The sequence below is a fragment of the Streptomyces alfalfae genome (assembly GCF_004127445.1).
In the GTDB taxonomy this organism is placed as follows: Bacteria; Actinomycetota; Actinomycetes; order Streptomycetales; family Streptomycetaceae; genus Streptomyces; species Streptomyces alfalfae.
This window is the reverse complement of the sequence record NZ_QEXM01000052.1, coordinates 67587-86035: the sequence shown is the minus strand read 5'-3', so window position 1 is coordinate 86035 and position 18449 is coordinate 67587. Positions and strand designations below refer to the sequence as shown.

At 71.3% G+C, this 18449-nt stretch carries 19 protein-coding genes; 8 read left to right on the top strand and 11 right to left on the bottom strand.

Going from position 1 to position 18449, the window contains the following annotated elements:
* From DCW30_RS34035 to fabG, 3 genes are all read right to left on the bottom strand, one after another.
* The gene (locus tag DCW30_RS34035) at positions 1–360 is read right to left on the bottom strand and encodes a hypothetical protein (protein WP_076686911.1); all 360 of its coding nucleotides are present in this window, start codon (positions 358–360) and stop codon (positions 1–3) included.
* Positions 361–475: 115 nt separating this feature from the next.
* Positions 476–1237: an enoyl-ACP reductase FabI gene (fabI, locus tag DCW30_RS34030; RefSeq protein ID WP_062771992.1), complete on the bottom strand. Its 762-nt coding sequence runs from the start codon at positions 1235–1237 to the stop codon at positions 476–478.
* 5 nt (positions 1238–1242) lie between these two features.
* Positions 1243–1962 carry a 3-oxoacyl-[acyl-carrier-protein] reductase gene (gene fabG / locus DCW30_RS34025; RefSeq protein ID WP_062771989.1) on the bottom strand — a complete coding sequence of 240 codons (720 nt, stop codon included), beginning with the start codon at positions 1960–1962 and terminating at the stop codon, positions 1243–1245.
* Positions 1963–2148: 186 nt separating this feature from the next.
* On the opposite strand from fabG, the gene DCW30_RS34020 reads away from it, so the two are divergent.
* The 3 genes from DCW30_RS34020 to tyrS all read left to right on the top strand — a co-directional run bounded on the left by DCW30_RS34020 (position 2149) and on the right by tyrS (position 6398).
* Positions 2149–3672 carry a TldD/PmbA family protein gene (locus tag DCW30_RS34020; RefSeq protein ID WP_076686910.1) on the top strand — a complete coding sequence of 508 codons (1524 nt, stop codon included), beginning with the start codon at positions 2149–2151 and terminating at the stop codon, positions 3670–3672.
* Complete coding sequence (locus DCW30_RS34015) at positions 3669–5063, top strand: metallopeptidase TldD-related protein (protein ID WP_076686909.1); 1395 nt, start codon at positions 3669–3671, stop codon at positions 5061–5063. The genes DCW30_RS34020 and DCW30_RS34015 overlap by 4 nt, the downstream gene beginning before the upstream one ends.
* A 69-nt stretch (positions 5064–5132) precedes the next feature.
* A complete protein-coding gene (gene tyrS / locus DCW30_RS34010; RefSeq protein WP_076686908.1) occupies positions 5133–6398 on the top strand; it encodes a tyrosine--tRNA ligase in 1266 nt (421 codons plus the stop codon).
* Positions 6399–6474: 76 nt separating this feature from the next.
* On the opposite strand, the gene DCW30_RS34005 is transcribed toward tyrS, so the two are convergent.
* A complete protein-coding gene (locus DCW30_RS34005; RefSeq protein WP_062771977.1) occupies positions 6475–6750 on the bottom strand; it encodes a GlsB/YeaQ/YmgE family stress response membrane protein in 276 nt (91 codons plus the stop codon).
* Between the two features lie 223 nt (positions 6751–6973).
* On the opposite strand from DCW30_RS34005, the gene DCW30_RS34000 reads away from it, so the two are divergent.
* Entirely contained in the window at positions 6974–7360 is a 387-nt protein-coding gene (locus DCW30_RS34000) for a DUF3099 domain-containing protein (RefSeq protein ID WP_076686907.1), read from the top strand.
* A gap of 186 nt (positions 7361–7546) precedes the next feature.
* The gene (locus DCW30_RS33995) at positions 7547–7762 is read left to right on the top strand and encodes a hypothetical protein (RefSeq protein ID WP_062771971.1); all 216 of its coding nucleotides are present in this window, start codon (positions 7547–7549) and stop codon (positions 7760–7762) included.
* On the opposite strand, the gene moaA is transcribed toward DCW30_RS33995, so the two are convergent.
* The 3 genes from moaA to DCW30_RS33980 form a co-directional block, all read right to left on the bottom strand.
* A complete protein-coding gene (moaA, locus tag DCW30_RS33990; RefSeq protein WP_076686906.1) occupies positions 7759–8766 on the bottom strand; it encodes a GTP 3',8-cyclase MoaA in 1008 nt (335 codons plus the stop codon). The two genes, DCW30_RS33995 and moaA, sit on opposite strands and share 4 nt — an antisense overlap.
* A 185-nt stretch (positions 8767–8951) precedes the next feature.
* Entirely contained in the window at positions 8952–10589 is a 1638-nt protein-coding gene (locus tag DCW30_RS33985; RefSeq protein ID WP_076686905.1) for a solute symporter family protein, read from the bottom strand.
* On the bottom strand, positions 10586–10984 hold the full coding sequence (locus DCW30_RS33980; RefSeq protein WP_062771962.1) for a DUF485 domain-containing protein: 399 nt from the start codon (positions 10982–10984) through the stop codon (positions 10586–10588). Before DCW30_RS33980 ends, DCW30_RS33985 begins: the two co-directional genes overlap by 4 nt.
* Positions 10985–11340: 356 nt before the next feature.
* On the opposite strand from DCW30_RS33980, the gene DCW30_RS33975 reads away from it, so the two are divergent.
* From DCW30_RS33975 to DCW30_RS33965, 3 genes are all read left to right on the top strand, one after another.
* Positions 11341–12888 carry a S8 family peptidase gene (locus DCW30_RS33975; protein ID WP_076686904.1) on the top strand — a complete coding sequence of 516 codons (1548 nt, stop codon included), beginning with the start codon at positions 11341–11343 and terminating at the stop codon, positions 12886–12888.
* A 14-nt stretch (positions 12889–12902) separates the two neighbouring features.
* Entirely contained in the window at positions 12903–14468 is a 1566-nt protein-coding gene (locus tag DCW30_RS33970) for a S8 family peptidase (protein WP_076689470.1), read from the top strand.
* 236 nt (positions 14469–14704) lie between these two features.
* The gene (locus tag DCW30_RS33965; protein ID WP_076689468.1) at positions 14705–15712 is read left to right on the top strand and encodes a CopD family protein; all 1008 of its coding nucleotides are present in this window, start codon (positions 14705–14707) and stop codon (positions 15710–15712) included.
* On the opposite strand, the gene DCW30_RS33960 is transcribed toward DCW30_RS33965, so the two are convergent.
* The 4 genes from DCW30_RS33960 to DCW30_RS33945 all read right to left on the bottom strand — a co-directional run bounded on the left by DCW30_RS33960 (position 15619) and on the right by DCW30_RS33945 (position 18434).
* Positions 15619–16350, bottom strand: coding sequence for a lysoplasmalogenase (locus tag DCW30_RS33960; RefSeq protein ID WP_076686903.1), 732 nt, complete (start codon positions 16348–16350; stop codon positions 15619–15621). The two genes, DCW30_RS33965 and DCW30_RS33960, sit on opposite strands and share 94 nt — an antisense overlap.
* Positions 16347–17312 (bottom strand): sterol desaturase family protein, encoded by a 966-nt coding sequence (locus DCW30_RS33955; RefSeq protein WP_076686902.1) that lies wholly within the window; start codon positions 17310–17312, stop codon positions 16347–16349. Before DCW30_RS33955 ends, DCW30_RS33960 begins: the two co-directional genes overlap by 4 nt.
* Before the next feature lie 124 nt (positions 17313–17436).
* A complete protein-coding gene (locus DCW30_RS33950) occupies positions 17437–18093 on the bottom strand; it encodes a hypothetical protein (RefSeq protein ID WP_076686901.1) in 657 nt (218 codons plus the stop codon).
* Positions 18090–18434 carry a hypothetical protein gene (locus DCW30_RS33945; RefSeq protein ID WP_076686900.1) on the bottom strand — a complete coding sequence of 115 codons (345 nt, stop codon included), beginning with the start codon at positions 18432–18434 and terminating at the stop codon, positions 18090–18092. The genes DCW30_RS33950 and DCW30_RS33945 overlap by 4 nt, the downstream gene beginning before the upstream one ends.
* Positions 18435–18449 lie beyond the last annotated feature (15 nt).

The following is an 18449-nucleotide window of genomic DNA, read 5'->3' as shown; positions in this document are numbered from 1 at the left end:
TCACTTCGCGTGGCTGACCCAGGCCGAGCGGACCTCTTTCCAGCACCGCCCGGTCAGCCGCACCGTCTCGGCGGGGCCCGCCGCGACCGGGGCGCCGTCGACGTCGATGTCCCACCACCGGTCGCACTCCACGTGCAGGCGCACGTGGTCGGTCTCGGGGTAGGGGTTGTGGCAGTACGCGACGACGTTGGAGCCGCTGATCCCGGTGCGGCACTCCGAGCCGAAGGGCCGCGGCTTCTGCACGCGCGCGTGGGCGGCGTCCCGGCCGGTCCCGTGGCCGCCCGCGGCGAGGGACGCGGCGCCCGAGGGCACGGCGACCAGCAGGGCGAGAGCGGCGAGCACCGCACCGGGAAGACGCACACTCCACCATGCGCGGCGCCGCCCCGCCGCCGCCCGGCCGGTGGTCCGAACGGGTGAGGCCCCGCCCCGGCGCCGAGCGCGGGACGGGGCCTCGCCACGTACGGAAGAGGGCTGGTCAGGCACCCATCATGTGGACGCCGCCGTCGACGTGGATGATCTCGCCGGTGGTCTTCGGGAAGAAGTCCGAGAGCAGGGCGACGACGCCGCGGCCCGCGGGCTCCGGGTCGGCCATGTCCCAGTTCAGCGGGGAACGGCTGTTCCAGACGTCCGCGAGCTCACCGAAGCCCGGGATGGACTTGGCCGCCATGGAGCCGAGCGGGCCGGCGGAGATCAGGTTGCAGCGGATGTTCTCCTTGCCCAGGTCGCGGGCGAGGTAGCGGCTGGTGGCCTCCAGGGCGGCCTTGGCCGGGCCCATCCAGTCGTACTTCGGCCAGGCGTACTGCGCGTCGAAGGTGAGGCCGACGACCGAGGCGCCGTCCTCGAAGAGCGGGCGGCACGCCATGGTGAGCGACTTCAGGGAGAACGCGGAGACGTGCATGGCCGTCGAGACGTCCTCGAAGGTGGCCTCCAGGAAGTTGAAGGCACCCTGCGGCGCGAAGCCGATGGAGTGGACGATGCCGTCGAGGCCGCCCAGCTCCTCCTTCACGACGCCCGCGAGGCGGTCGAGGTGCTCCTGATTGGTCACGTCGAGCTCGATGACCTTGGCGGGCTTGGGCAGCTTCTTGGCGATGCGCTCGGTCAGCGTGGGCCGCGGGAAGGCGGTCAGGATGACCTCGGCGCCCTGCTCCTGGGCGACCTTGGCCGCGTGGAAGGCGATGGACGCCTCCGTCAGCACGCCGGTGACGAGGATGCGCTTGCCGTCGAGAATTCCGCTCATGGTGATCAGTGACCCATGCCCAATCCGCCGTCAACGGGGATGACGGCTCCAGTGATGTACGAGGCGTCGTCGGACGCGAGGAACGTCACCGCGGCGGCGATCTCCTCGGGCTGCGCGTAACGGCCGAGCGGCACCTGGGCGACGATGCCCTTGCGCTGCTCCTCCGTGAGCACCTTGGTCATGTCGGTGTCGACAAAACCGGGTGCGACGACGTTGAAGGTGAGGTTGCGCGATCCGAGCTCGCGGGCGAGCGAACGCGCGAAGCCGACCAGACCGGCCTTGGAGGCGGCGTAGTTGGCCTGTCCCGGGCCGCCCATCAGGCCCACCACGGAGGAGATCAGGACGACGCGGCCCTTCCTGGCCCGCAGCATGCCGCGGTTGGCGCGCTTGACGACGCGGAAGGTGCCGGTGAGGTTGGTGTCGAGAACGGACGTGAAGTCCTCCTCGGTCATGCGCATCAGGAGCTGGTCCTTGGTGATGCCCGCGTTGGCGACCAGGACCTCGACGTTCCCGTGCTTGTCCTCGATCTCCTTGTAGGCCTGCTCCACCTGTTCGGCGTCGGTGATGTCGCACCTGACGGCGAGGACCCCCGCGTCGGTGAGTTCCTTCGGCGGCTCACCCGAGCGGAAGGTGATCGCGACCTTGTCGCCGGCGTCGGCGAAAGCGCGGGCGATGGCGAGGCCGATGCCCCGGTTTCCTCCGGTGACGAGAACCGAGCGGCTCAACGGATCACCCTTTCGATAGCGGTCTGGTACCTCGGAAACCTATCGGTACCTCCCGCGATACAGAGAATCGGCGACCGACAGTGGCTCAGAGGACTCCCTGTGGGGTCCCTACAGAAAAGTGTGGCCGTGGGGCCGTCCCGCACGCCATCATCAGATCCGACCGGAGCCGACAGCAGGGAGACCTCCGTGCCTCATTCCATCGACGAAGCCTTCACGGCGCTACCGCTGCGGGCTCTCGCCGACGCCGCGCTCGCCCGCGCGCGTGCGCTCGGCGCGGACCACGCGGACTTCCGCCTGGAGCGGGTCCGCGGCGCCTCCTGGCGGCTGCGCGACGCCAAGCCGTCCGGCACCTCGGACACCACGGACCTGGGGTACGCGGTGCGGGTGGTGCACGGCGGGACCTGGGGTTTCGCCTCCGGCGTCGACCTCACGATGGACGCGGCGGCCAGAGTCGCCTCGCAGGCCGTGGCGATGGCGAAGCTGAGCGCCCAGGTGATCAGGGCCGCCGGTTCGAAGGAGCGCGTGGAGCTCGCCGACGAGCCCGTGCACGCCGACAAGACGTGGGTCTCCTCGTACGAGATCGATCCCTTCTCGGTGCCGGACGAGGAGAAGGCGGGGCTGCTCGCCGACTGGAGCGCGCGGCTGCTCGCCGCCGCCGGGGTCGCGCACGTCGACGCCTCGCTGCTCACCGTGCACGAGAACAAGTTCTACGCGGACACGGCGGGCACCGTGACCACGCAGCAGCGCGTCAGGCTGCACCCGCAGCTCACCGCGGTCGCCGTCGACGAGTCGAGCGGCGAGTTCGATTCCATGCGCACCCTGGCGCCGCCGGTCGGGCGGGGCTGGGAGTACCTGACCGGGACCGGCTGGGACTGGCAGGGCGAGCTGGAGCGCATCCCGGAGCAATTGGCGGAAAAAATGCGGGCGCCCAGCGTCCGGGCGGGCGCCTACGACCTCGTCGTGGACCCGTCCAACCTCTGGCTGACGATCCACGAGTCCATCGGCCACGCCACCGAACTCGACCGCGCCCTCGGCTACGAGGCGGCGTACGCGGGCACCTCCTTCGCCACCTTCGACCAGCTCGGCACGCTCGCCTACGGCTCGTCGCTGATGAACGTGACGGGCGACCGGACCGCCGAGCACGGCCTCGCGACCATCGGATACGACGACGAGGGCGTCGCCGGGCAGTCCTGGGACCTGGTCAAGGACGGCACCCTGGTCGGCTACCAGCTCGACCGGCGCATCGCGCGGCTCACCGGCTTCGAGCGGTCCAACGGCTGCGCGTACGCCGACTCCCCCGGCCACGTGCCGGTGCAGCGCATGGCGAACGTCTCGCTCCGGCCCGATCCCGGCGGGCTCTCCACCGAGGACCTGATCGCGGGCGTCGACCGCGGGATCTACGTGGTCGGCGACCGGTCGTGGTCGATCGACATGCAGCGTCACAACTTCCAGTTCACCGGCCAGCGCTTCTACAAGATCGAGAACGGGCGGCTCGCCGGACAGCTCCGCGACGTGGCCTACCAGGCGACGACCACCGACTTCTGGGGCTCCATGGCCGCGGTCGGCGGCCCCCGGACGTACGTCCTCGGCGGCGCCTTCAACTGCGGGAAGGCCCAGCCGGGGCAGGTCGCCGCGGTCTCGCACGGCTGCCCCTCCGCCCTGTTCCGGGGCGTCAACATTCTGAACACCACGCAGGAGGCAGGTCGATGAGCCGCAGTGCCACCAAGCCGCACGAGATCGTCGAGCGGGCCCTGGACCTGTCCACCGCCGACGGCTGCGTCGTGATCGCCGACGAGGAGTCGACGGCGAACCTGCGCTGGGCGGGCAACGCCCTCACCACCAACGGCGTCACCCGCGGCCGCACCCTCACCGTCATCGCCACCGTGGACGGCAAGGAGGGCACCGCCTCCGGAGTCGTCTCGCGCTCGGCGGTCACCGCGGACGACCTGGAGCCGCTGGTCCGCGCGGCCGAGGAGGCCGCCCGCGGAGCCGGCCCCGCCGAGGACGCGCAGCCGCTGGTGACCGGCGTCGCGCCCTCCCCCGACTTCACCGACGCCCCGGCCGAGACCTCGTCCGCGGTCTTCGCCGACTTCGCCCCGGCGCTCGGCGAGGCCTTCGCGAGGGCGCGCGCGGGCGGGCGGAAGCTGTACGGCTTCGCGAACCACGAGTACGTGTCGAGCTACCTCGGCACTTCCACGGGCCTGCGCCTGCGGCACGACCAGCCCAACGGCACCCTCGAACTCAACGCCAAGTCGCCCGACCGCACGAAGTCGGCGTGGGCGGGGCGGGCCACGCGTGACTTCACCGACGTCGACCCCGCCGCCCTCGACGCGGAGCTGGCGCGGCGCCTGGCCTGGGCGCGGCGCCGCGTCGACCTGCCGGCCGGGCGGTACGAGACGCTGCTGCCTCCGACCGCGGTGGCCGACCTGCTGATCTACCAGTTCTGGTCGTCGTCGGCGCGGGACGCCGCGGAGGGCCGCACGGTCTTCTCCAAGCCCGGGGGCGCCACGCGCCTGGGCGAGCGCGTCGCCGGGCTGCCGCTGACGCTGCGCAGCGACCCGCGCGAGCCGGGCCTGGAGTCGGCTCCCTTCGTGCTCGCGCACTCCTCGGGCGACGACTCCTCCGTGTTCGACAACGGGCTGCCGCTCGGCCCCACCGAGTGGGTCCGCGGCGGTGACCTCGCGCACCTGGTCACCAGCAGGCACAGCGCGGCCCTGACCGGTCTGCCGGTGACGCCGGCGGTCGACAACCTCGTCCTCGACGGGGGCGGGGACCGCTCCCTGGAGGAGATGGTCGCGGCCACCGGCCGCGGGCTGCTGCTCACCTGCCTCTGGTACATCCGCGAGGTGGACCCCGCCACGCTGCTCCTGACGGGCCTGACCCGCGACGGCGTCTACCTCGTCGAGAACGGCGAGGTCGTGGGCGAGGTGAACAACTTCCGCTTCAACGAGTCGCCGGTCGACGTGCTCGGCAGGGCGTCGGAGGCGGGCCGTACGGAGAGGACGCTGCCGCGCGAGTGGGGCGACTACTTCACCCGGGCCGCGATGCCCGCGCTCCGCGTCCCGGATTTCAATATGAGTTCGGTCAGCCAGGGCGTATAACCTCGGAGGCTGCACCTCCGTGCAGCCCATCAGTACATGGACCAGTACAGCCAAGGAGACACGAGACCCGTGACGGACATCGTCGACGAGCTGAAGTGGCGGGGGCTTTTCTCCCTGTCCACCGATGAGGACGCACTGCGCAAGGCGCTCGCGGACGGTCCCGTCACGTTCTATTGCGGCTTCGACCCGACCGCGGCGAGCCTGCACGTCGGACACCTCGTGCAGGTCCTCACCGTCCGCAGGCTCCAGCAGGCGGGCCACCGCCCGCTGGCCCTGGTCGGCGGCGCCACGGGGCAGATCGGCGACCCGCGGCCGACCGCCGAGCGCACCCTGAACGACCCGGAGACGGTCGCGAACTGGGTGGCCAGGCTGCGGACGCAGATCGAGCCGTTCCTCTCCTTCGAGGGCGAGAACGCCGCGGTCATGGTCAACAACCTCGACTGGACCGCGGGCCTGTCCGCGATCGAGTTCCTGCGGGACATCGGCAAGCACTTCCGCGTCAACAAGATGCTCACCAAGGACTCCGTCGCCCGGCGCCTGGAGTCGCAGGAGGGCATCTCGTACACCGAGTTCAGCTACCAGCTCCTCCAGGGCATGGACTTCCTGGAGCTCTACCGGCGCTACGGCTGCACCCTCCAGCAGGGCGGCAGCGACCAGTGGGGCAACCTCACGGCGGGCATCGACCTGATCCACCGCCTGGAGCCGGACGCCACCGTGCACGCGATGGCCACGCCGCTGATGGTGAAGGCGGACGGCACCAAGTTCGGCAAGTCCGAGAGCGGCGCCGTCTGGCTCGACCCGGCGATGACGACGCCGTACGCGTTCTACCAGTTCTGGCTGAACGTGGACGACCGGGACATCTCCACCTACATGCGCATCCTCTCCTTCAAGAGCCGCGAGGAGCTGGAGGAGATCGAGAAGCAGACCGAGGAGCGTCCGCAGGCGCGCGCCGCCCAGCGCGCGCTCGCCGAGGAGCTGACGACGCTGGTGCACGGCGCCGACCAGTGCGCCGCGGTCATCGCCGCGTCCAAGGCCCTCTTCGGCCAGGGCGAGCTCACCGGTCTCGACGAGGCGACGCTGGCCGCGGCCCTCTCCGAGCTGCCGCGCGTCGAGGTCGCCGAGCTGGGCCCGGTCGTGGACCTGCTCGCCGAGGTCGGCCTGGTGGCGAGCAAGTCCGCCGCCCGGCGCACGGTCAAGGAAGGCGGCGCCTACGTGAACAACGTCAAGGTCGCCGCCGAGGACGCCGTGCCGGCCGCCGACGACCTGCTGCACGGGCGCTGGCTCGTGCTGCGCCGCGGCAAGAAGAACCTGGCCGCGGTCGAGGTGACGGGCTGATCCGCCGCTGATCCCGCACGCGCCGAAGGCCCGGTTCCCCGTACGGGGGCCCGGGCCTTCGGCATGAGAGGCGCGGTCAAGCGGTTCGTCTGTTGCCCCGGATCGACTTGTAGATCGCGTCGCCGATGCCGACGACGACGAGTGCCGCGACAAGTTGCAGCGCGTGGCGGCCCCAGTCGATGCCCTTGGTCTCGTTGATGCCGAACTGGGTGGCGAGCCAGTTGCCCAGGACGGCTCCGATGATGCCGAACACCGTGGTGAGCCAGATCGGACTGTGCTGCTTGCCGGGCAGGATCGCCTTGGCAATCAACCCCAGCACGAATCCCACGATGATCGCCCACAACCAGCCCATAGCTGCCTCCTTGTACGGCTCTACGTGAGCATTACGGCCAGTGTCGGCCCGTACCCCGTACGGCGCATGTCGGGCGGCTCCATACGTGGCACGGCGCAGCGTTCGCACGGGCCGGGGCCGCCCCGGTCTCGTGGGTCGCGCGGCCCAGGCGTAACGTGGAGTGGGCCGGACCGGGGCAGATACCGGGGAGAGTCCGGCACAGCGGACAGGGTGGTGGAACGTGATGCGGAAGCAGAGCGGTGGCCAGGTCTTCCGGATCACGGGGGCCCGGCAGGGCCTCGCGGAGGACGTGCGGGGCCGGCAGCGCCGGTATGTGATCTCGATGTCGGTACGGACCGTGTCCGTCGTCGCCGCGGCCGCGCTCTGGAACGTCGAGCGCCATGTGGCCGTCGTCGCGCTGGTCCTCGGCGTTCTGCTGCCGTACATCTCCGTGGTCATCGCCAACGCGGGGCGGGAGAGCAACCCCGCGCTCCCGTCGACGTTCGTACCCGCTCCTTCTCGGCCAATGCTGGCGTCGCCCGCCGCCGCCGGGGCCGCGGAATCCGTCCCGGAAGATCCCGTGGGGCCCGCGTACGACCAGCGGCGGGGCGCGGAGCGCGAGAAAGCCTGACCGTCGACGTTGCGCCAAGCTCAGGAAAAGCTCAGATCAATCATGCAGTTCCGGTGCCAGTCACCGGCTCCCCCGTGACATACTTCGTACGCGCTCCGCATCCCCCGTCGGAGCGACAGACCGACGCCGGGCAGCTCCCCCCGTGGCTGCTCGGCGTCGCCTTGTTCTGGACCCTTGGACGCGACTGTGAGTGACGAGAAGCCGATCTGTTCCGCCAAGGGCTGCCGCTCCGACGCGGTCTGGGTCCTCGCGTGGAACAACCCGAAGATCCATACGCCGGACCGGCGCAAGACGTGGCTCGCGTGCGACGACCACCGCGAGCACCTCTCCCAGTTCCTCGGTGTACGCGGCATGCTCAAGGACGTCGTGCTCCTGACGGAGTGGGAAGCCCGGCAGGACTAGCCGCCGATGGCCGACATCGGGCGGTCCGGCTGGAGGAACGAGGGGTCGTCCAGGCCCGAACCCGCCTTCTTGCCCCACATCGCGCGCTTCCAGATGCGGGCGATCTCCTCGTCGGAGCCGTCCGCGCTGTCCTCGGGGGCGGCGCGCAGGGCTCCGCGCAGGTCGGTCTCCTCGGTGGCGAAGAGGCAGGTGCGCACCTGTCCGTCGGCCGTGAGCCGGGTGCGGTCGCAGGCCGAGCAGAAGGGGCGGGTCACCGAGGCGATGACGCCGACGCGGTGCGGTCCGCCGTCCACGATCCAGCGCTCGGCGGGCGCGGAGCCGCGCTCCCCCGAGCCCTCTTCCGTCAGCTCGAAGCGGGTGCGCAGGGACTGCAGGATGTCCCCGGCGGTGATCATGCCGTCGCGCTTCCAGCCGTGCTGGGCGTCCAGGGGCATCTGCTCGATGAACCGCAGTTCGTAGTCGTTCTCCACGGCCCAGGCGAGGAGGTCGGGGGCCTCGTCCTCGTTCAGCCCCGGCATCAGGACGGTGTTGACCTTGACCGGGGTGAGGCCGGCGTCGCGGGCCGCCCGGAGTCCTTCGAGGACGTCCTTGTGGCGGTCACGGCGGGTGAGGGTCTTGAAGACGTCGGGGCGGAGCGTGTCGAGCGAGACGTTGACCCGGTCGAGGCCCGCCGCCTTCAGGGCCGCCGCGGTGCGCTTGAGGCCGATGCCGTTCGTCGTGAGGGACATGCGGGGGCGGGGTTCGAGCCGGGCGCAGCGCTCGACGATGCCGACGAGGCCGGGGCGCAGGAGCGGCTCGCCGCCGGTGAAGCGGACCTCGGTGACGCCGAGCCGGGTGACGGCGACGCGCACGAGGCGGACGATCTCGTCGTCCGTGAGCAGGTCGGGCTTGGCGAGCCACTGCAGGCCCTCTTCCGGCATGCAGTACGTACAACGCAGATTGCAGCGGTCCGTCAGTGATACGCGCAGGTCAGTGGCTACACGGCCATAGGTGTCGATCAGCACTTCGGCCCCCTCCCCGGCGGTTGGATGCTGTTGGGTCCACTGGTTCCGACCTTACGCGACACCTCTGACAACACCATGGGCCATTTGCCACGAGGAACGGTGCGGCCGCGTCGTAGGACTCTACGACGCGGCCGTGACGACCGTGTGAACGAAACCCGGTCGGCGGGGCCGTCCGAGGAATGCCGTCAGTGTGCTCCGACGCCGGTGAGGGACTTGACCTCCAGCTCGGCGTACTTGCCCTCGTCGGGCTTCTCCTTGGTGAGGATCGAGCCGAGCCAGCCGAGGAGGAAGCCGAGCGGGATGGAGATCAGGCCCGGGTTCTCCAGCGGGAAGAAGTCGAAGTTCGCGTCGGGGAACATCGAACTCGGCTTGCCCGAGACGACCGGCGAGAACAGCACGAGGCCGACGGCCGCGATCAGGCCGCCGTAGATGGACCAGAGCGCCCCCTGGGTGGTGAACCGCTTCCAGAAGAGGCTGTACAGGATCGTCGGCAGGTTCGCGGAGGCGGCGACCGCGAAGGCGAGGGCGACGAGGCCCGCGACGTTCAGGTCGCGGGCGAGCGCGCCGAGCGCGATGGAGACGACACCGATGAAGACGGTCGACCAGCGTGCCGCCTTCATCTCCTCCTTCTCGGTGGCCTTGCCCTTGCGGATGACGTTCGCGTAGATGTCGTGGGCGAAGGACGAGGAGGAGGCCAGCGTCAGGCCCGCGACGACCGCGAGGATCGTGGCGAAGGCGACCGCGGAGATCACCGCGAGCAGGATCGCGCCGCCGGTGGAGTCTCCGCCGCCGCCGATCTCCAGGGCGGCGAGCGGCGCCGCCGTGTTGCCCGCCTTGTTGGACGCGGTGATGTCGTCGGGCTTGAGCAGGGCCGCGGCGCCGAAGCCGAGCACGATGGTCATCAGGTAGAAGGCGCCGATGATGCCGATCGCCCAGTTCACGGACTTACGGGCGGCCTTGGCCGTGGGCACGGTGTAGAAGCGGATCAGGATGTGCGGGAGGCCCGCGGTGCCGAGGACCAGGGCGATGCCGAGCGAGAGGAAGTCGAGCTTGGAGGTGGCCGTCACGCCGTACTTGAGGCCGGGCTCCAGGAACGCCGAGCCCTTGCCGCTGTTGGAGGCGGCGGTGCCGAGCAGGTCGGAGACGTTGAAGTTGAACTTCAGCAGGATCAGGAAGGTGATGAGGATCGTGCCCGCGATGAGCAGCACGGCCTTGACCATCTGCACCCAGGTGGTGCCCTTCATGCCGCCGATGGTGACGTAGACGATCATCAGGACGCCGACGAGGGCGACGATGAGGATCTTGCCCGCGTCGGAGGTGATGCCGAGCAGCAGCGAGACCAGGACGCCCGCGCCCGCCATCTGCGCGAGCAGGTAGAAGATCGACACGACGATGGTGGAGGTGCCGGCGGCCGTGCGGACCGGGCGCTGGCGCATGCGGTACGCGAGGACGTCGCCCATCGTGTAGCGCCCGGAGTTGCGCAGCGGCTCGGCGACCAGGAGCAGCGCGACCAGCCAGGCGACCAGGAAGCCGATGGAGTACAGGAAGCCGTCGTAGCCGAAGAGGGCGATGGCGCCCGCGATGCCGAGGAAGGACGCGGCGGACATGTAGTCGCCGGAGATGGCCAGGCCGTTCTGGAAGCCGGTGAACTGGCGTCCGCCCGCGTAGAAGTCGGCGGCGTTCTTGGTCTGCCGGCCCGCCCAGACGGTGATGAACAGCGTCGCGACGACGAAGGCCGCGAAGAGGCTGATGATCAGTGTCCGGTGCTCGGAGGCGTCGGACGCCGCCGCGAGTTCGATGGCGGCGGTGTGCGCGGGGCTCATGCGTCGCCCTCCGTGCGGGTCTCCATGCGGTTCTCCATGCGGGACTTGATCGCCTCGGCCTTGGGGTCGAGCTTCGCCGCGGCGTGCCGCGAGTAGAACCAGGCGATGAGGAAGGTGGTCAGGAACTGCCCGAGGCCGAGCACCAGGGCGACGTTGATGTTGCCGAAGAGCTTGGTGCCCATGAAGTCGCCCGCGTAGTTGGAGAGCAGGACGTACACGAGGTACCAGGCGATGAAGGCGATGGTGAGCGGGAAGGCGAACGAGCGGTGCGAGCGGCGCAGTTCACCGAACTCCGCGCTCTCCTGCACCTGGACGAACTCCTCCGTGGAGGGCGCGTGGGGAGCGGGATCGTTTCCTGCGCCACCCTTCGAAGGGGGCGGTGCGTCGGTGGCCACGGAGTCTCCTCGTGGTGCGGGTGCGGTGGGGACGGTCATTTCTTCCATCGGCTTGTGGGCGTCTCACATTTCGGCGTGACGCGGGTCACGTGAGCCACGGTTGGCGATGCTAAGGCCATGGGACGTGATCCGACAGGGGGTTGATGTTGCTTCTGTTGTCTGCTCAACGTCTTCACACCGTGGGCGACGTGGTCGAACTCGCCGGTTTCTTCAACAGGGCATTGCTGGCCTGGGAGTTTCGGGGTTAGCTTCACCCTGAACGACCCGTCATGTACCTGCCCGAGCGCCATCTGTGTTCGGGCAGTTTCCGTATGCGATTCCGCGTGCGGACCCTCTCCGGATGATGTGGAGACCCCATGGCTCATCTGCGTTCCAGACGTCGCGCGGCGCTGATCGTGCCCCTCGGCGCCGCACTCGTCGCCTCGGTGGGCTTCGTGCCCGCCGCCGCCTCGGCGGCCCCGGACGACGTCCCGGCCGCCGTGTCGGCGAAGCCCGCGAAGGACGCCCCCGTCTTCGCGTACGTCGTCAACACGCGCACGGACCGCAAGACCATCGCGTACGTGAAGCGCGCGATAGCCAGGGCCGGCGGTTCCGTCGTCGTCACGCACGAGAAGATCGGCGTCATCGTCGCGCACTCCTCCGACTCCTCTTTCGGCGAGCGGATACGCGAGGTGCGCGGCGTCCGATCGGCCGGCGCCACGCACACGGCGCCGCTGCGGGCGGCGGGCACCACCGACGACGGCAAGGCGCGGCCTCTCTCCGAGGCCGACGCCAAGGCCTTGGCGCGGAGCGCCGCCCCGGGCGCCGAGCCGATGGAGGCCGACCAGTGGGACCTGCGGGCGATCGGCGCCGACAAGGCGGCGAAGATCAACCCGGGCAGCAGGAAGGTGACCGTCGCCGTGATCGACACCGGCGTCGACGACACCCACCCCGACCTCGCCCCGAACTTCTCCGCCTCGCAGTCCGCGAGTTGCGTCGGCGGCAAGGCGGACACCTCCGCCGGGGCCTGGCGCCCGGCGAACAAGGACCACTACCACGGCACCCACGTGGCCGGTGAGATCGGCGCCGCGCGCAACGGCGTCGGCGTGGCGGGCGTGGCGCCCGGCGTGAAGATCGCGGGCATCAAGGTGGCCGACCCGGTCGACGAGCTGTTCTACCCCGAGAACGTGGTCTGCGCCTTCGTGTTCGCCGCCGAGCACGGCGTCGAGATCACCAACAACAGCTACTACGTGGACCCGTGGCTGTACAACTGCAAGGACGACCCGGACCAGAAGGCGATCCTCGACGCGGTCAACCGCGCCCAGCTGTACGCCCAGCGGAAGGGCACCCTCAACGTCGCCTCCGCGGGCAACTCCAACCACGACCTCGCCTCCGACGCGATCGTGGACGACTCGAGCCCCGACGACTCCACCCCGGTGACCCGCACGATCGACCCGAGCGAGTGTCTCGACGTGCCCACCCAGCTCCCGGGCGTCGTCACCACCAGCGCGACGGGCGTGCGGAACCTGAAGTCGTCGTACTCCAGTTACGGCAAGGGCGTCGTCGACGTGACGGCCCCCGGCGGTGACAAGTACCAGTTGCCGACCGACACCCCGTTGAAGAACGGCAACATCCTCTCCACGATGCCGGGCGGCGGGTACGGCTGGCTGCGCGGCACGTCGATGGCCGCCCCGCACGCCTCGGGCGTCGCCGCGCTGCTGAAGTCCACGCATCCCAAGGCGGGCCCCGCCGAGCTGCAGCGGCTGCTCAAGTCCCAGGCCGACCGCCTGGAGTGCCCGGACACGCCCTACGACCCGGACGGTGACGGCGACGCCGACGCGGTCTGCGAGAGCGGCGGCAAGGACAAGAACGGCTTCTACGGCGCCGGCCTGGTCGACGCGCTCGACGCCGTGAAGAAGAAGTGACGGGGGAAGAGAACGTGAACGAGTCCCACGGCAAGACCGCCGCCCTGCCGCGCTCGCGCAAGGCGATCGCCCTGCCCCTCGGCCTGGCGGTGGCCTCCGCCGTCGCCTTCCTGCCGGGCACCGCCTCCGCGCGGCCCGCCGCGCTGCCGGACGCCCCGGCCTCGGCGGCCACGGCCTCCGCCGAGGCGGAGTCGATGAGCTACGTGGTCAACGTCCGTCCCGGCAAGGGATCCGCCACGTTCGCCGGGCGGGCCATCGCCAAGGCGGGCGGCAAGGTCGTCATCGCGTACGACAGGATCGGCGTCATCGTCGCGCACTCGGCGAACCCGGACTTCGCGAAGACGATCCGCGAGGCGCGCGGCGTGACGTCGGCGGGCGCGACCCGCACCGCCCCGCTCTTCGCGCAGGCCGACAACGCCCTGGAGTCCGAGCGTCCGCTGACGGCCGCGGAGGCCAAGGCCGCCGCGGGCAAGGCGTCGGCGGGCCAGGACGAGATGGAACCGCTCCAGTGGGACCTGCCCGCCATGAAGGCGGACAAGGCGCACAAGATCTCGCTGGGCAGCCGCCACGTCACGGTCGGCGTGCTCGACTCCGGGGTCGACGACACGCACCCCGACATCGCGCCCAACTTCGACCGCCGGGCGTCGGCGAGCTGCCTGGGCGGCGTGCCCGTCCAGAAGGGCGACGCCTGGCGTCCGGTGGCCGGGGAGAGCGACCACGGCATGCACGTGGCGGGTACCATCGCCGCCGCGAAGAACGGCACCGGCATCACGGGCGTGGCGCCCGGCGTGAAGGTGGCGAGCCTGAAGGTGGCCGAGCCCGCGACCGGCATGTACTACACGGAGGCCGTCGTGTGCGGCTTCATGTGGGCGGCCGACCACGGCGTCGACGTCACCAACAGCAGCTACTACACCGACCCGTGGCTGTTCAACTGCACAACGGACCCCGACCAGAAGGCACTGGTCGACGCCGTGGGCAGGGCCACCAGGTACGCGGAGCGCAAGGGCGCCGTGAACGTCGCGGCGGCCGGCAACGCCAGGACCGACCTCGCCCAGGAGGAGATCCTGGACGACTCCAGCCCGGACGACACCACTCCGGTGCCGCGGACCATCAAGACCGAGGACTGCTTCGACCTGCCGTCGCAGCTCCCCGGCGTCGTGACGGTCTCGGCCACCGGCGCCAAGGGCATCAAGGCGTCGTACTCCAACTACGGCCAGGGCGTCATCGACGTCACGGCCCCCGGCGGCGACTCCACGAAGTACCAGGCGCCGAACCCGCCGGCCGTGGACGGCAGGATCCTGTCGACCCTGCCGGGCGGCAGGTACGGCTACAAGGGTGGCACGTCGATGGCCTCCCCGCACGCCGCGGGCGTCGTGGCCCTGCTGAAGTCGACGCACCCGCACGCCTCGCCGGCCCGCATCAAGGCGCTGCTGAGCCGCCAGGCCGACGCGATCGCGTGCACCGACCCGTACGACATCGACGCCGACGGCAAGGTCGACGCGGTCTGCGAGGGCGGCAAGAACAGGAACGGCTTCTACGGCGTGGGGATGACCGACGCGCTGGACGCCGTGCGCAGGTAGTCGCACCCGTGTGACGAGGGGGCCGGGCGGCGCGACCGCCCGGCCCCCTCTGCTGTCGTCACCGCCTCGCGGGCCGCCGCCACCGCCGCGCGGGGCCGAGCGCGGGCGCCCGATCGGAACGGTATTGCACCGCTTGTACCCCAGGACTTGCCCGCCGGTGTCCGCCTGGTGAAGATCTTGTGGTGAGCCCGACAGAACCGACCGCCGAGCCCGGGGGCGAGGCCACCGCCACTGGCATACCGGCCGTCCACGTCCCCCTCCCGCACCGCGCGCCGCGCCGCCGGCCGCCCGTGGGGCGCGCCGTCGCCGTGCTCGTCCTGGTGGCCCTCGCCGCGCTGATCCCGCTGCTCGGCCCGTCGGCCGCGCTGCGGGGCACGGGCGAGGCGCAGGCGCCGGGCACGGGCGTGATCACGTTCCTGCGGACGGTCCTCTTCGCCGCGCTGTGCGTGCAGACGGGTGAGGTGTTCGCGGGACGGCTCGCCCGGCGTGTCCCGGGGGCGCCGCAGGACGGGCTGCCGCGCGCGTGGGCCCCGTACGCGGCGTGGGCCGGGTGCGTCGCTGCGCTGGGGCTCGCCGCCATCGTGGCGAACGGCAACCTCGTCCCGCAGGAGCCGGCCGACCTGGACATCGGGCGTCTCTACGACACCCGGGACGGCAGGCTCGCCCTGGTGGAGGTCAACGCCTTCATCGCGGCGGCCCTGTGCGCCCTCACCCGACGCCCGTGGACGGCCGCGCTCCCGCTGGCCGCGATCGTCGCCGCCGAGGCGCTGCGGGCCCACCCGCCGGTGGAGGACTCCCCGCTGGTCGGCAGCGGGCTCACGCTGGTGCACCTGACGTGCGGGGCGCTGTGGGCCGGCGGTCTGCTCGCCGTCCTGCGGCTCCTGCGGCGCTGGCGGGTGACCCATCCGGAGGCGGGCGTCGCCGTACTCGGCCTCTACGCGCGCGTGGCCGCCGTCCTGTTCGCCGCGATCACGGTGACCGGGACGCTCAGCACGCTGCGCAGGATGCCGCCGAGCACGGTCGCCGACCAGCTCACCGAGACGGCCTACGGCAGGGCGCTGCTCGCCAAGGTGCTCCTGGTGGCCGTCGTCGCCGTGCTCGCGGTCCTCGCCCGGCACCGGCTGCGCCGCTCGGATGACCGGGCGTCGGCCTATGCGCCCGCGCGGGGCGAGGTGATCGCGCTCGGCGTCGTCGTGGCGCTGTCCGCGCTGCTCACGGCGGTGCCGGTGCCGATCCGCTGGTGAGCCGCGAGGACGCCCCGGGCCAGCAGCGCCTGCGCCGCGAGATAGGTGAGCATGATCGCGAAGTCGGGGCGCGGCAGCTGCGGCCACGCGGCGACGCCGGTCGCGATCAGCGTGTCCGACAGCAGGAACAGCGCACCGCCGGCCGCCGCCACCGGGCCCAGCGTGGTGGCGCCGAGGGCCATGGCGGTGAGCAGCAGGCTGTAGCCCGCGACGGGGCCCCGCATGTCGGCGGGCAGGTCGGGCCAGAGCAGCGCCACGGTGACGACGAGCGCGAGGGCGTACGCGGCGACGATGACGGCCCCACGCGCGCGTGAGGCGCCGTTCGCGCTGCCGTGCCTCCTGAAGAGGGCGAGGTAGCAGACGTGCCCGACGGCGAAGGACCCCATCCCGGCGAGGAAGGTGGCGTCGGTGTCGAGGAGCAGCAGGGTGTCGCCGCTCCAGCCGAAGAGCAGCGCGGCGAGCAGCAGCCGCGGTCCGCGCCGCGTCAGCACGTACGCGGCGAGGAGCGGCATGAGCAGGGGCTTGAAGACGGCGTGGGCGGTCTCGGAGCCCGCGAGGAGCGCGCATAGGTCGCCGAGCGCGGCGAGTCCGAAGGCGCCCGCGAGCAACCGCGGCGAGGGCCGCCGGCGTCCCGTCACGCCGCCCGCTCCGGCATGGGGGCCTCGGTGGCCGGGGCGGCAGCGGCGGGGGCCGGGTCCGGCGGTGTCTCCGGGGCCCGGGATGCCTTCGGGGGCTCAGGCGTCTTCGGGGGCTCAGGCGTCTTCGGGGGCTCGGGCTGCCAGCCGGGGCCGCGGAAGACCCGTCCGGCGCGCTCGCGCCAACTGGCGGCGGCCCGCAGGTCCCTGGCGATGGCGGCGTACTCGTGGGTGGCGACACGCAGCGGGTTGTACGTCTCGATGTTCTTCGTCAGGCCGTACACGGGCCGTTCGGTCTCGGCGACCCAGGAGCCGAACACGCGGTCCCAGACGATCAGGATGCCGCCGAAGTTGCGGTCCAGGTAGCCGCCCTGCGAGGCGTGGTGCACGCGGTGGTGGGAGGGCGTGTTGAAGACGTACTCGACGGGGCGCGGCAGCTTGCCGACGCGCTCGGTGTGGATCCAGAACTGGTAGACGAGGTTGACCGACGAGCAGAAGGCCAGCGCCGCCGGGTGGACGCCGCAGGCGACGAGCGGCAGGTAGAACGGCCACACGGTGAGACTGGTCCAGGGCTGGCGCAGCGCGGTGGTGAGGTTGAACTTGCGGCTGGAGTGGTGCACCACGTGGCAGGCCCACAGGACGCGGATCACGTGGTGGCCCCGGTGCGACCAGTAGTAGAAGAAGTCCTGGGCGAGCAGCATCAGCGGGACCGTCCACCACAGCACGGGCACGCGCAGCGGCGTCAGCGCGTACACCCCGGAGTAGACGGCGACGATCGGGATCTTCCACAGGAAGTCGAAGGCGAGGCTGCCGAGCCCCATGGTGACGCTGGTGGCGGCGTCCTTGGTCTCGTACCCCGCGGCGTCCTCGTCGGGATGGATCCGGTGGCTCACGATCTCGACGACGGTGAGCAGCACGAAGGCCGGGATGGACCACAGCACGACATCGGGCAGGTTCGGGGACATGCGTGCACCGTAGAACGGCCGGTGGCCCGCGACTAGGGGTTGTTACCGACAAGTATTACCGCCGGTACGGGAGCGGATGTTGGCGATCTCCGCCAAAGGTCCCGCCTCAAACGCTCTTCCTTCGTCAACAGCGCCCGACCGGTGTCACGGAGATGACTTCCGCTGCCGGTATCCGCAGCCGTCCCGGACCCCTCCCCGAGTCCTTTTTCCCCGGGCCCTTGCTCCGCTCGATGGTCACTCCGCCGCCGTCACCCACCACGAGCCGCCCGCAGTGCGTACCCTTCTGCGTCGTCACGAGCACGCGCGGCACGCCCGGGGCGGGCTCGTCGGCCTTCTTGCCCTCGTCGGCGCCGACCGGCACGACCCAGCTCACGGCGAGCGCGGCGACGATCGCGCAGAGTCCCGTCACGGAGCGCCGCCGGGCCGATGCCAGCGCGTCCTGCGTGCGTTCGACCTCGTCGAGGACCGCCGCGAAGAGCCGATCGCCGCTGAGCCAGGTGTGCTCGCCGACCTGCCCGTGCGCGGCGCGAACGGCCTTCAGCGCGCCGGAGAGGAGCAGCAGGAAGGCGGCGGCCAGGAGTGCCGCCGTGGTCCACCGCCAGACGTCGGGCATACCCGCGACGCTCTCCCGGCCCTTCAGCACGAAAACGGCTCCGACCAGGCCGGTCAGGCCGGCGAGACCGTTGCGCCAGCCCTCGGCCTGCCGTCGTACGGCGCCCAACTGGTCGGCCTGGAGCTGCTGACCGAGCTGCGCGGCCCGCTTCTTGGCGAGGTCGGTCACGGGGCGCCACCCGGTGGCGTGGCCGGCGGCACGGGCACGTCCCAGAAGGCCCCGCACCCGGCGTCCGGCGACTCCGGCGGGCGCTCGGGGTGCGGATAGCCGCACTGGCAGTAGACCGGGATGGCCCCGGTGAGCGGCTCCGGCTCGGCGTCCCGCCTGCGCCAACGGCCCTTGAGCGGACCGAGCACGCCGTGGGCGACCCGGAAGACGGTCCGGCCGTGGCAGGCGGGGCAGTCACCGGTGACGGTGTACCAGCGGCCGTCGTCGGAGCGGTGCACGGTGAAGGGGGCGGTGGGGTGGACTTCGGTTTCCTGGAACGTGGTCGGGTCGTGTGCGGGCATGGGTGCGCAGTTCTC